Genomic DNA, 13,366 nt, shown 5'->3' on the forward strand with positions numbered 1-13,366 from the left:
TCGTTCACGAAAAGTCAGATAAACTTACTATAGTTTAAGGTTTTAGTCTTAAAAAGTTCTTCTTCATTTTTAATCCGCTGTTCATCAAGTATATTTCTTTTCAATAGACATTGCGCTTTTTGTTCTTCAAATAATTCCTTGCTCTGAGGATTTAAAGCTAAATCGAGAATATCTGCGAGTTTGTTGTAATCATTTATTTCCCGCACTTTCTCATCCTTGGTTTTTGTGAGTTCCCGGTTCCTGTTCTTTAAAGTACTAATTTGAGAACCTATAGCATCTTCTTTAATTTGGAGCTCAAGGTCCCTTTCCTCATTATTAAGACGTCCGATCTCATCTTCGTTTTCTGAAATAGTATCGGAAAGCATTGTCAGTTTTTTTCTTTGGTCTGCAATAAATTCTTCGCTAAGTGCCTTTTGCTTTAAAGAAAACCATAGCGGGGCAACTTCTTTAAATAGTTCCTGTTCGAGTACTTCTGTTTTTAATTTAGATAGGACAAATGCCTTTTCGCGGATCGGTGTTAATAGCTCAATTTGCCTGTAAGATTTTTCTATGGTTCTGTGAGCGTCATCGAGCGTTTTAAAATGGCTCTTTATTTTTTGAAATTCAGTTTCAGAATCCCTTTCTTCTAACATTTGGATACGCACAAATTCATCAAGATTACCTAAAATTTTCAGCCCTATAGTCTGGCTAAATAGCGTATGTGCTTTTTCTGACCTTAGACCAAATACTTTTTGCATTAGCCTGCCATATTCGCCGGGACTTTCCATTAAGTACACGAATTCTTTTGTACCCTGCTTGGCGTATTTTTGTTTTAGCCTTTTTTTCCAATCACCTTCACTATCAAATGGCGAAAAATCATTCTCGATGGATAATGAGTTATATGATAATACGAATGTACGTTTGAGTTCACTACCGGAAAACCACCTGGCTTGAGCAAGTGTAACGAATAATGATTCATTCTTAAATACCGCCAGAATAACGGACTGAACTTTATTCTTTTCACCCCTTAAACGTTTTATTTCTTTAATATTAGTAAGTAGGTCTTCGCTCTCGCCATATTCACCCAACACATAACTTTCCTCTGTACGTTCACCTTTGGAGCCCGCAGTCTGGTTATAATACCGCATCCTTTTTTCGGGGACAAGCAATGTAAGCAGGCCATCAACCAGCGTTGTTTTACCTGATGCATTAGCTCCAGTGAGTAACGATGTCTCACCTTGCGGGTGTATGGACCATACCTTATTGTCAAAAGTTCCCCAGTTCCAGACCTCGTAAGTATGCAGCCTAAAACCCGACTCACTTGGTTTTGTGCTAAACAGACTTAAATTCATCTTCTAATAATTTTTTAAAACGTGTTAGTTCTTCTACAGTTATTCTAGCTTTTAATATGCGTTTTACTTCGTAGCGATGTTCATCAGGGTCTGCAGATCCTTTGTCAACCAATTTCAGCAGCCCCATTTTTTCGCAAGCTTCCAAATGGCTGTTCAGTTCCCGGATAAATTTAAGCTCGTTGGTTTTCTCCTTAAAGAACAATTCAAGCCTGTCTCGAAATTCCTTAGCAGTAATGTACAGGTTGACCGTCTCCACATCATTCGCCTCAAATTCCTGAAGCCACTCCCGCAATAAAACACAAACTAATGTAAGTTCATATGATAGTGGCATTCTTCTGATCAAGCCAATTGTGGTTCCTAAATCATCCAACAAAACCTGTTTCAGATAAGCATATCCATCACGCTCATCAATGATGAGCTCAATAGCAATTTTTTCAAAATATTTTGTCAGTTCTAATCGGTATTGGATTATTTCCGTCCAAATATCTGTTTGATCTTCAAAGATTAGGCCCTGCAAGAGCTTTACAGCCGGTTTTGCATATGGTGCAATATTAGCGAGGTTATTTTCCATGTTATTATTTACAGAATATAATTTGAGGCAGTTCAAGGTATTTATCTGACTTCTTATCAAATAGAATATTTTCTTTGATTTGGTCATTTACATAAAACATTGGAGAGAAGTTTATAAGGCTCACATACGCCAGCAGTTCCGCAAGGCCTTTCTCAATAGCAAAAACACCAACTACCTCTTTGAGAGTTACAGTGCCTTTATCCTGAAGGAGCTTATTTATATTATTTATTAAAATTTGTTTGTCAATAAGGTCTGCACTGTAAATCTTTGACAGATCCTCTAAGTCAGACAATGTTAGCTGTCCTTTTTCAGCCTTACCCGAAAAGCTGGATTTCTCCATATACTCACCAAGTTTGCGTTCAAGTGGCATTTGGAGGTAAGGCTTCCTCTCATCTATTTCTAAATACATGCCTTTTTCATTGGTAGCATATAATCTTTTGATAGCTAAATTTCTTATGGATGCCATCAGCTCACGTGTCTTTCTGGATTCAAGCTGATCTTTTGCAATAATTTCCCGGCTTAGTTTATCAGCTAGTACACCATTTTTGTCCAAAACCTTTCGTGCTGCGAGATGCAAAAGGGATTTGAGCTTGCGCAGGTATCGCGTATTTGTGGCAATTCCCCTGTCCTCCATTACCCTGTACACCTCTTTAGTAAGTAGCCGGAAATCAGACTGGCTAACATCGTCCATCATAAATTGCCAGAATGCATAAAAGCTCTTTCCCTGGCTGGTTTGCCGCAGTTCGTAAATTGCATCAAATGTTTCTTCCAAAATTCTCCCTTTTGTTAGATCCCCCTCTTGCTGGCTTTCATAAATACGCCTTGTAATTTCTTTAAAATTGTCTTCCACCTCCTTAAAATCACCAATGAGTTCATTTGCCAGCCTGTTTATTTCCTCATATCTTGATTTAATTTGATAGTCTTCGTAGGTACTGACGTAACCATCAATTTTAATTTGACGGATCTCTTCGTCTATAACTTGCTTGCGACGCTCCAACTCTAATAATCTTTTTTCTTTATCTGGATTCGCATTTTCGACGATATCCCTCAGCTTATAGAAAATATCTTTAAATTTAGATTCCGTTCCTACAAATTCTCTTTCCTTTAAAAGATCAAAAACCTGAAATACCTTTTCTGTATATTTCGATATCACAACGAGGGGTACCTTGCTGCTATCATCCATGACATTCCGCAAATAATTAGCATCAATCCAGCGATTGATATAAAGTTTTGCTTTTTCGTCAAAATCCAAAATCAATCTTGATGAAATAAGGTCATCATCATCGTCACTATATTCCACTTTCTCTAAAAAATCGCCCAATTTCTGAATGAGTTGCTGGTAGGGAATCGTTACCATATCGTTGGCTTTGTATTCCTGGTACAGAAACGCGATAAGGAGCGGAAGGCTTTTTGCCCGCAATAATTTCAATGAAACATGGGAATTGACCAGGGATGTGATCTTTAATAAGGAAGAAAGCTGCTCAGACATCGATAATTTATAGCTAAAGAATATTTGTATTACTATTAAAATCTGTATACCGTAAGGTCACTTAGTTGAGGGGCGATTTGAAGGTATTTAAAGACCACTAAGGGTAAATGGTAAAGGAAATGTTCTATATCATAACAAGGATGGTTTAAGCTAATTTAATAAAAAAATAATTTCATTTACAATTCAGACTCTTAACATTATTGTACTATTTATAATGTTGAAGTCACGATTTGATATAGCCTGTTTTGCAACATTTTTAAAACTTCAATAATACTAAAAGTATTAGCTTTGTTACACCAGCCTTTTCTATAAATAATCATCTTTAATTGGGCGCTTTACAAGGCCTGACTACAACATATAATCATGAAAAATTCTTCTAAATATTATAATATACCTTCATTTATCGACCCTCCCGGATGCCTGGAGGAATATCTTCCTGACCCAAGAATACCGAATGAGACGATAGAGATTGCCGTCTTTCAGGAACACCGCTTCGCTTTTTATTACTGGCTAAAATGGACAAACGCCAATGACGGGGTTATACCCTCATTGGTTACCTATGACTGGCATCAGGACCTATGCCCACCATATGAAGACCAGCGTTGTGACCTCAAAAAGCTCGATACTGTAAATAGCGGCGAGGTCGCATTCTACACATGGGCAAAGCTATCCCACTTCAATGATGTACAGATATATGCCGCTGCATTGCTAAATAAGATAAAGGATGTATATATCATATGCAGGCAAAACACTTCCCGAAAATCAACCATGACCATTAAGGACTTCTACGGTAATACACATACAGTATTTATATTCAAGAGCCAGGAGGAATTTTTAAAACACATTTTGAATATTAAGGATGAACAACTTTATTTTGATATTGACCTCGATTACCTTACAATAAGTAATCCTTCCTCTATGGGCGGAACTCAGCAATCTAAAAATTATACTTTCTTAAAAAAGGAGCAAATCGTTGAGCAGTTCGCGTATTCAAATCCCAGTATCGGTTTTGTTATAGACTGTTTGGCTGGCTTTACTATCGCCACGGAACCAGGTTTTTGCGGTGGTCTCAAGAATGCTAACAAATACTTTCACTTGCTTGAAGGTATCTACTTTACAGAGCCGCTGTTTAGTGGAGACATTCACCGTTCAGGTCCGGAATGGAAATATAAATTGAATCCTTAGTTAACAATATTTATCGAAAAATTTCTTCAAAGATCAGTTTAAAGTGGTCAACGGATGGCCTTGCCTGGAACACTCGAATCCCGCGTGAATTACAGATAGCAATAATTTCTGATTTGCGCTCTGGTGCCATGCGATAACCGAGAAAAACTTTGGTCTGGCAATCCATTCGGCAGTTTTGTTTTGGGAATGTACCCCCAATATTAAAGATGAAACGCCATTCCTTCTCATAAGACCATTCTATGGACTTTGTTGAGCCTGAAATGATAGCATAAAGCGGATTAAAACCATTATTCCCAATAAGGTTTTGCATTAGGTGTGCTGTTGCGTCGTATCTATGCCCCTGGTAAATTACTGGATATAGCAGCCTTTTTCGGATGTCCTCATCTGGCCAAAGCGAAATATTGTATTCGACACAAAAACCTGTGTGATAATCTGCATAATGGCTCCACATCAGCAACTGTTCGTGGGATTCGCAAAACGAGCATACTTTCATTTGTTCCTGCATAAAATCAATTTTCCATTGTTGCACATCTGCATATTGATCCTCAATCACCTGTCTCATAACCGATTTAAAGACACTGATTTGTTCTTTGCTACGGCCTTCAATTCCCAAAGCGTAGTCAATCAGGAATTCTAAAGGATCTGGCGCTTTCCGTGCCCTCATCATTACATCCTGGGGAACAGGATATTTTGTAGCGAAATCTGCAACGATGTCGACTTCAGCCTTGCCATTAATCGGAGCCTGAAGTTTGGAAAAATCTATGTACTCAGCAAACTCAAAGGGATCGTTGTATTCTGAAGGGGTGTTTAGCCAGACCGTATCAGTGGCCAGGTTCTTTATGGCATAATCGGTTGCAGACCTGTATTTATAAAGTTTAGTCGGCAGGTTTTTGTTTTTTAGTTGCATTGCTTCTTCAACCCGAAGATCCTGCGGGTTGACACAATCTAAAAATTTAATGTAGTTTTTTATCCAGTCCAATTGTCGAGGTTATATTGATTACGTAATGACAGTAGGCGTTATTAGTATCGCTCGTTACTAAATATAAATTCATAAGCTATTTGCAGTAGAGGAATTGGGGGAGTATTCATCCCTTTTAACCTATCCAGCAATTCTTCGTAAGTATTATAGCTACACCATTTCTTTACCAGTACAATTGTGATGGCCAGGGCAGCAGGTTCAAAGGGCAAGATGGGGCCCTGGACATTTCTCCAACGATACTCGTCTATTTGGTAAAGGCTTATCAATTCCCTAAGCCGTCCAATCAAATTGGAAAAATGCTCCCTAGACTTACTATTACTTGTAAAATGAGTAGAGTCAACCTCATTCATTGCCTCAATAACGAGCTGATAAGGGATGTTTAAATATGGAACGCGGCCCGTAAGAGGAAAATCCATCGCTGCATTTTGATCGGGATAAAAAGCAAACCCGGACTCGCGATCATCGTCGTATTGCTGCAACAGCCTGTAAAAAAAATCCTCGTGGTCGAAATCTTCCTCCCGACTTTTAGATTTAGAAAAACGATTCCCTGCTGCTCCTTGGGCACATATTTCACACAAGCGCCATAGTGGCGATTGTATCTGAAAAAAGCAATCGGCAGCTAATGCAAATAATTCTTTCGCCCTATGCGTGTCTAAGAGGGATTGGTATAGCGCACTTATCAGCCATGAACTTGCAACAAATGCGAGGTTTTTATCGCTACCCTCTTTACTCACGGCACTGGCATATCCTTCATATGATTGAGCAACATTTAAGGCATCTTCCTTGTTAATATTCAGTGCTTCGGTGAAATCACTCATGAAATTACTTCTTGTATGTTAGACAACTTTTCAGGAGCCTGATAGGCCGGATTCGTATAAGTAAAATGGGGTGCTGGCAAGATACCCCTACGTTGTGCCAATTTAACATCGGTACAATTATATCCTTCAACCTTTTCAATTTGTACTGATGGAATTATAATTTTTGCCATAATTTCTCCCTGCCTGTAATAGGGCTGGTAATCCTGGTACACATATAGGTTTCTTATTTCTTCGGAAAATTGCTCCATCTCTACAGCAACCTTTCCAACTGTCATCAGATAGGCATAGAAAATATAGCCGCTGGATTTATTGTTGTCTGTGGCAAAATTTAGGGCTGTCATGAACGGCGGAAAAACAAGGTTTCTTTTTGTGCTGAAATCGCGTTCCACAGCTCCAGCAGTAGTAGATATAAAAGGTGAAACCTCGCCAAATTTCCCGGTATGTAAACTATGGAGGGGGTTGCTCGGTGGTACCGGCCTGTGGTACTGATTTAAATGCAATTTTAGATTATTCATTGTAAGATGGATCTTACGTTCTGCCGGTGTAATCGTTCCCGCTTTTCGCCACCAATTGCAGGTTATGCCACTGTCAACGATGGCTTGTGCCTGCGCATTGTCCAACCCGTTTATTCCCTTTAATACTTTTTGGAAAACCATGCTTTACTATTTAAGATTAATGATTTTAGCGCTTTCTCTTTTTGCGTTTAGGCTTCTTTGGTGTAGTTGCAGGCCCGGTTTTACGTTTTTTCAAAGCCCTGATACGATTTTCAATGCGTTTTTCTTCCTCCCTACCGGCGGAATCAGCTGTAAGGGCAACCGCCATCACTTCAGGCAATAGCGCTTCATATGATTTTATGATCCTGTTACAAACGGCCGCACTAATGTTATCTGTCATTTGCATCGCCTTTGCATTTTTTGCGGCTATATACATACGGTGGAGCAATCGATATTTTTTTTCCTCAAGCGCATTGTTAAAAAAGCTTTCAAATAATTTAGGCAGCCAAAGCAGATTAAGGTGAAGCGCCTGCGTTATAGGCTCTACAATCCCAATATTGGTAAGCATAACCTCGCCGACGCGGCCCAATTCAAAGGTTGGAATGCCTTCATGAAAAAAAGTACTATCGGCCTTCCTTACAATATATTTTTTATCAGCAAGCTCACCAATGAGGTGGAGCCTCAAATTATGGGGATTTTCACCTTCTCCTGAAACGCCGGTGCATAACAAGTGGGCCAATATTAAATGTGGGAAACCGTTGCCCATAAATTTGGACTCTACACCTTCCTCCATTTTGATTCTGAAAGTACCGAGTTTTTGTACATACACTTCGATTTCCTTGGCTGAATTCGATACTTCAACCGTTGGCTCATCATTCATTAGCTTACTGGCAGTTTCGGAAAACAAATACCTTTGACACCTTTGCCGAGCAGGCTACCTGTTTCCTCAATTTGGAAACAGGGTACCGCACTTCACTTAGCCCTGTGGGCATCCGCCTTGGCGACCGCCTTACCGGCAAGCCCGTGCATGTGGACATTAGCGACGAGCCCATGACCATGGGCATTTGTACCAACCGCAACAAATTCATATTGGGGCCTTCGGGCAGCGGCAAATCATTCTTTACCAACCACATGGTACGGAGCTATTACGAGCAAGGCACGCACGTGGTACTGGTGGATGTTGGACACAGCTATAAAGGGTTGTGCGATATGGTAAAGGGCTACTACTTTACTTATAGCGAAGAGAATCCCATCCGGTTCAACCCATTTTTTATTGGTGAAGGCGACAGCCTGGACACCGAAAAAAAAGAGAGCATTAAGACCTTGCTGTTAGCACTTTGGAAAAAGGACGATGAAGCCTTTAAGCGCAGTGAATATGTGGCTTTGTCTAATGCTATCAGCGGCTATTATCATTACCTGATTCGTAATCCCGAAGTATTTGCCTGCTTCGACACCTTTTACGAGTTCTTGCAGGATGCCTATAAAAAAGTACTGGAAGATGACCGGGTAAAGGAAAAGGATTTTGACGTAGATAATTTCCTGTATGTACTGCGCCCGTACTACAAGGGCGGCGAATTCGATTACCTGCTTAATGCTACCGAAAACCTGAACCTTTTGCAGGAACGCTTTATCGTTTTTGAGCTGGACAATATTAAGGACCACCCGATACTGTTCCCGGTGGTTACCATTATCATCATGGAAGTTTTCATTAACAAGATGCGTAAAATGAAGGGCATCCGCAAGATGATCTTAATCGAAGAAGCCTGGAAGGCGCTGATGAAGGAGGGGTTTGCCGAGTACATCAAATACCTTTTTAAAACCGTGCGGAAGTTCTTTGGCGAAGCGATAGTTGTGACGCAGGAAGTGGAAGACATTATTTCCTCACCGGTGGTAAAACAGGCCATCATCAACAACAGCGACTGCAAGATACTGCTTGACCAAAGCAAGTACCAAAACAAATTCGACCAGATACAGGAGCTTTTGGGGCTTACCGAAAAGGAAAAAGCACTGGTACTCTCGGTCAACAAAGCCAACGACCCGGCCCGCAAATACAAGGAGGTTTTTATTTCACTTGGCGGGATGCTCTCCAAAGTATACCGGACAGAAGTATCGCTGGAAGAATACCTGGCTTATTCTACCGAGCAGACCGAAAAAGTCAAGCTAATGGAATACGCGTCAAAGTTTGGCGGCGACATCCGAAAGGGTATCATGGCCATGGCGGATGATATAAGAAGCAAACTTAAAAACTAGAGATTATGAAAAAGTATATAAGGATTTTAGGATTGGCGTTGGTACTGTGGGTTGCAGTGCCCACGCAAGAGACAAACGCGCAGATACCGGGTCTGGATTTTATCACCGGCGCGGTAAAGCGGGTGGTTAAGGCGATTGACCTGCGCATCCAGCGCTTGCAGAATAAAACCATCTGGCTGCAAAACGCGCAGAAGACATTGGAAAATGCGCTTTCAAAATTAAAGCTCGATGAGATAGCCGACTGGACGGAAAAGCAGAAAGAGCAATATGCCAAGTACTACGAAGAGCTCGCTAAAGTGAAAGCCATCATCAGCTACTACCAGCGCATCCGGGATATTACCCAAAAGCAGGTGCGGCTGGTTCAGGAATATCAACGCGCCTGGAATCTTTTGCAGCAGGATGAGCATTTTACCGCTGATGAGATAGAATACATGGGTAAAGTCTATGCAGGTATACTGGAAGAAAGCCTGAAGAATATTGATCAGATAACCCTTGTAGTGGAATCCTTTGCAACCACCATGAGCGATGCCAAGCGATTGGAACTCATCAACGAAGCCGCCGACCGGGTGGATGAGAATTACAGCGACCTTACCCGCTTTAACCGGCAGAATGCGGTGCTTAGCCTTCAACGCTCAAAAGATGCACATGAGGCTGATGTGGTAAGAAAGCTTTACGGTATACAATAAAGGAAATGGTATGGCAGCATTTACAGCAAATGACCTTTTCACGCTTTTTCAAGCTAAAGGATACACAGGGCTTACGCAGTTCTATTCCCCCTCGTTGAGTTTACCGATACCATCGAGGCAGGTTTAAAGCGAGTGCAGCAGGAATTTGCCGGGCAGCAAGGCCTGAACACGTTCAGCATGTCTTCCTATCCGCTATGGGAAAAGCAAGGCAGCCCATATGTATCCAGTTACATGTCATGCAGCTACAATGATGAAAAGTTTAGCATCAGGCTTATAGACCTGAGCTACAACAACGGCACCTACAAGGGTGAACTGTCAAGGCAGTTGCTAAAGGAACCAGGGCCAGAAGATGTCCCCGATAAACAGCATTTAAGCGATACACTGAAAGGACTGATTATACATTCTATCGAATTGATTAAGAGAAACAGTAAACGGATTAAGTTATGAAAGCATTTATAATAACATGTATTGCCCTGGTAACATTTTCTGTTGCTCACGGGCAAACCTGGAGCGAGTGGTTCAAGCAGAACAAGACGCAGAAGAAATACCTCACCCAGCAGATCGCCGCCCTAAAAGTGTATATCAAGTATGCCCAAAAGGGCTACAAGATAGCCAAAGAGGGATTGACAACCATAGGCAACATAACCAATGGCGAGTTCAACCTGCACGAAGTGTTCTTCAACTCACTACGCATGGTTAACCCTGAAATTAAAAACTACGTAAGGGTCGCTGACATTATCGCCCTCCAGGTCAAGATCGTGAAGGAGTACAATAGTACCTATAGCTGGCTTTCCCGTAGCGATACATTTGAAGGCAGTGAGCTGGATTATATCGAAAGGTCTTACCGTAGGCTGCTGGAGAATTGCGAGGCGCTGATTGATGAACTAATTGCCGTCACAACCGATAGCCAGCTGGAAATGAAGGACGATGAGCGGATGGAACGCATCAATCGCCTTTATACGCAGATGCAGGAAAATTGGGAGTTCTGCCGTGGCTTTGGCAATGAGTCCAAAGGCCTTGCCATTGCAAGGCTGCGCGATAAGAATGATGCTGCAACCGGCCGCTCTTTAAACGACATTAACCCAACTGAACCATGAAAAAGATGTGTCTGATTATAGTTTTTGCACTATTTGGAATGGTGCAAAACAGGGCTTCGGCCCAATCGCAGGAAGTACAGCAACTCCTGCTTAATATCGAAAAGCTCACGCAGTTCAAGCAGATCCTTTCCGATATGAAAAAAGGCTACCAGGTGCTGGAAGGCGGCTATAATACCATCAAGGATATTTCACAAGGCAACTTCAGCTTGCATAAAGCCTTTCTTGACGGGCTGATGGCGGTAAGCCCTACAGTAAGAAACAACTATAAGGCCGCAGAGATTGTGGAGTACCAGGTAAAGCTTGTACGTGAATACCGCAGCGCCTACAACCGTTTCCGTGCCGATGATAATTTTAATGCTCGCGAGATTGGCTATGTGGCCAAAGTGTATGATAACCTATTAAAAGAAAGCCTGCGCAACCTGGACGAGTTGCTGCTGGTTATCACAGCCGGTCAGGCACGCATGAGTGATGATGAGCGCTTGCAGGCCATTGACCGTATCCACGCCGAGATGATAGATAAACTTATGTTCCTGCGGAACTTCAATAACGACACATCTGTGCTGGCCTTACAGCGGGCAATGGAGCGTAAAGATGCCCGCACCTCCAAAAGTATCTATGGTATAAACGACTAAATCAACTATGATGAAACGACTATTGAAAACCGCAGTACTGGCGGTAACAGGATTGCTTTTGCCTTTTTTTAGCCATGCGCAAGGCGTCGGCACCGAGCTGCAAAGCATGCACGGTGTACTTGATGAGCTTTACGATGAGATGATCCCATTGTGCAGCCAGCTGATTTCCGTGGGACAAGGCATTGCCGGTTTTGCAGCCTTGTGGTATATCTCTTCAAGAGTGTGGCGGCATCTGGCAAATGCAGAACCCATTGATTTTTACCCGCTGTTTCGGCCTTTTGCCTTAGGCATGTGTGTGCTGATGTTCCCGTCAGTGTTAGGTATCATAAACGGCGTGATGAAACCCACGGTTACCGCAACGGCGGCTATGGTGGAGGGCTCTAATGATGCAATAGAGAAGCTATTAGCCGAAAAAGAGGAAGCCATAAAAACTACAGATCCCTGGAAAATGTATGTAGGCACTGATGGTGATGGCGACCGTGACCGGTGGTACAAGTATACGCACGAAGGTGCCGACCCGGATGAGGAAGGGATATTAGAGGGCATCGGCAACGACATACGATTTGCCATGTCCAAAGCGATGTACAACTTCCGCAACTCGGTTAAGGAATGGATGAGCGAAGTACTTGAAGTTTTGTTCCAGGCCGCCGCGTTGTGTATTGATACCTTGCGAACCTTCCAACTGGTGGTGCTGGCCATACTTGGCCCGCTTGTATTCGGACTTGCTGTCTTTGACGGCTTGCAGCATACCCTTACCGCATGGCTGTCCCGTTACCTCAACATCTTTCTTTGGCTTCCGGTGGCAAACATCTTCGGTGCCATCATTGGCAAAATACAGGAAAAGATGATCCAGCATGACCTTGCCCAGATTGCCAACCAGGGCGACACCTTCTTCAGCAAGCAGGATGTCGCTTACCTCATCTTTATGATTATCGGCATCGTTGGATACTTTACGGTGCCATCTGTGGCAAACTATATCGTTCATGCCGGTGGCGGCGGAGCATTACAGCAAAAGACAACAGCCATTTTCTATTCTTCATCTCAAAGTACGGTGAACACTGCAACAAGCAGTTCCCAAATGGCTGCGGGTGCTGCGATGGATGGTGCCAGGACCATTTACCAAAAGCTTTCAGGAACTACTAATACAACCGGCGATGGCGGGTACATGAATGATAAGCTAAAGGGTAATTCATAAAGAAAGGAGGAAATCATGTTTACAAAAATGAAAAATATCGATACGGCGGTACGCCATTTAAAAATGTTCACCATTGCTGTCGTCATCGGATGCGTAGCCATCTGCACCTTTGCCATCTGGAAAAGCTTTGCACTGGTATCCGAGGTGAAGTCACGGGTGTACATACTCTCAGGCGGCAAGGCGCTCGAAGCATTTTCTGCTGGCCGCAAAGACAATGTGCCGGTTGAGGCACGGGATCATGTGAAGGCCTTCCATGAGCTTTTCTTCACGCTCGACCCCGATGATAAGGCCATTGCCGCCAACACCACAAAAGCACTCTACCTGGCAGACGGCAGCGCTAAGCGCGCCTATGATGACCTGAAAGAAAACGGCTATTACGCCGGGCTTATCTCCGGCAATGTGAGCCAGACCATAAGCGTGGACAGCGTCATGGTCGATGTAGCGGAGTATCCATACCATTTCCGTTGCTATGCTACCCAAAGCATCATGCGTCCAACCAGCCTCACCACCCGTAGCCTTGTGACAGAAGGGGCCTTGCGTAACGTGTCGCGCAGCGACAACAACCCGCACGGGTTCCTGATCGAGAGATGGAACACCATTGAGAACCGCGATTTGAAAACTGCCGCAAGGCATTAATGC

The 13,366-nt window shown here is 42.7% G+C and carries 14 protein-coding genes and 1 pseudogene; 8 read left to right on the forward strand and 7 right to left on the reverse strand.

Going from position 1 to position 13,366, the window contains the following annotated elements; all coding sequences use genetic code 11:
• Window positions 1–14 precede the first annotated feature (14 nt).
• The 3 genes from LJ707_RS10260 to LJ707_RS10270 are packed head-to-tail and all read right to left on the reverse strand — an operon-like array spanning window position 15 to window position 3,391.
• Window positions 15–1,331: an ATP-binding protein gene (locus LJ707_RS10260; RefSeq protein WP_228950720.1), complete on the reverse strand. Its 1,317-nt coding sequence runs from the start codon at window positions 1,329–1,331 to the stop codon at window positions 15–17.
• Window positions 1,312–1,902, reverse strand: a complete 591-nt coding sequence (locus tag LJ707_RS10265) for a DUF4194 domain-containing protein (protein ID WP_228950721.1) — start codon at window positions 1,900–1,902, stop codon at window positions 1,312–1,314. Before LJ707_RS10265 ends, LJ707_RS10260 begins: the two co-directional genes overlap by 20 nt.
• Before the next feature lie 4 nt (window positions 1,903–1,906).
• Window positions 1,907–3,391, reverse strand: coding sequence for a DUF3375 domain-containing protein (locus LJ707_RS10270; protein WP_228950722.1), 1,485 nt, complete (start codon window positions 3,389–3,391; stop codon window positions 1,907–1,909).
• A gap of 363 nt (window positions 3,392–3,754) precedes the next feature.
• Between LJ707_RS10270 and LJ707_RS10275 the strand changes: the two genes are divergently transcribed.
• Entirely contained in the window at window positions 3,755–4,576 is an 822-nt protein-coding gene (locus LJ707_RS10275; RefSeq protein ID WP_228950723.1) for a hypothetical protein, read from the forward strand.
• Window positions 4,577–4,586: 10 nt separating this feature from the next.
• On the opposite strand, the gene LJ707_RS10280 is transcribed toward LJ707_RS10275, so the two are convergent.
• From LJ707_RS10280 to LJ707_RS10295, 4 genes are read right to left on the reverse strand one after another with little or no spacing between them, the layout of a single operon-like run.
• Entirely contained in the window at window positions 4,587–5,555 is a 969-nt protein-coding gene (locus LJ707_RS10280) for a DUF2971 domain-containing protein (protein WP_228950724.1), read from the reverse strand.
• Window positions 5,556–5,596: 41 nt separating this feature from the next.
• Complete coding sequence (locus LJ707_RS10285) at window positions 5,597–6,373, reverse strand: hypothetical protein (protein WP_228950725.1); 777 nt, start codon at window positions 6,371–6,373, stop codon at window positions 5,597–5,599.
• Window positions 6,370–7,029, reverse strand: coding sequence for a hypothetical protein (locus tag LJ707_RS10290; protein WP_228950726.1), 660 nt, complete (start codon window positions 7,027–7,029; stop codon window positions 6,370–6,372). The genes LJ707_RS10285 and LJ707_RS10290 overlap by 4 nt, the downstream gene beginning before the upstream one ends.
• 25 nt (window positions 7,030–7,054) lie before the next feature.
• Window positions 7,055–7,747, reverse strand: a complete 693-nt coding sequence (locus LJ707_RS10295) for a hypothetical protein (RefSeq protein ID WP_228950727.1) — start codon at window positions 7,745–7,747, stop codon at window positions 7,055–7,057.
• A gap of 14 nt (window positions 7,748–7,761) precedes the next feature.
• Here LJ707_RS10295 and LJ707_RS10300 point away from each other — a divergent pair.
• From LJ707_RS10300 to traK, 7 genes and pseudogenes are all read left to right on the forward strand, one after another.
• Window positions 7,762–9,117: pseudogene (locus LJ707_RS10300) on the forward strand (TraG family conjugative transposon ATPase); the annotation flags it as partial.
• Window positions 9,118–9,122: 5 nt separating this feature from the next.
• Complete coding sequence (locus LJ707_RS10305; protein WP_228950728.1) at window positions 9,123–9,803, forward strand: conjugal transfer protein TraI; 681 nt, start codon at window positions 9,123–9,125, stop codon at window positions 9,801–9,803.
• A 132-nt stretch (window positions 9,804–9,935) separates the two neighbouring features.
• Window positions 9,936–10,250: a hypothetical protein gene (locus LJ707_RS10310; RefSeq protein ID WP_228950729.1), complete on the forward strand. Its 315-nt coding sequence runs from the start codon at window positions 9,936–9,938 to the stop codon at window positions 10,248–10,250.
• Entirely contained in the window at window positions 10,247–10,900 is a 654-nt protein-coding gene (locus LJ707_RS10315; protein WP_228950730.1) for a hypothetical protein, read from the forward strand. Before LJ707_RS10310 ends, LJ707_RS10315 begins: the two co-directional genes overlap by 4 nt.
• A complete protein-coding gene (locus LJ707_RS10320; protein ID WP_228950731.1) occupies window positions 10,897–11,532 on the forward strand; it encodes a TerB family tellurite resistance protein in 636 nt (211 codons plus the stop codon). The genes LJ707_RS10315 and LJ707_RS10320 overlap by 4 nt, the downstream gene beginning before the upstream one ends.
• A 7-nt stretch (window positions 11,533–11,539) precedes the next feature.
• Window positions 11,540–12,727 carry a conjugative transposon protein TraJ gene (gene traJ / locus LJ707_RS10325; RefSeq protein WP_228950732.1) on the forward strand — a complete coding sequence of 396 codons (1,188 nt, stop codon included), beginning with the start codon at window positions 11,540–11,542 and terminating at the stop codon, window positions 12,725–12,727.
• A 15-nt stretch (window positions 12,728–12,742) separates the two neighbouring features.
• Window positions 12,743–13,363 (forward strand): conjugative transposon protein TraK, encoded by a 621-nt coding sequence (gene traK / locus LJ707_RS10330; RefSeq protein WP_228950733.1) that lies wholly within the window; start codon window positions 12,743–12,745, stop codon window positions 13,361–13,363.
• Window positions 13,364–13,366: the final 3 nt, after the last annotated feature.

Origin of the sequence: Mucilaginibacter sp. UR6-1, assembly GCF_020880975.1 — a bacterium.
Lineage (GTDB): Bacteria > Bacteroidota > Bacteroidia > Sphingobacteriales > Sphingobacteriaceae > Mucilaginibacter.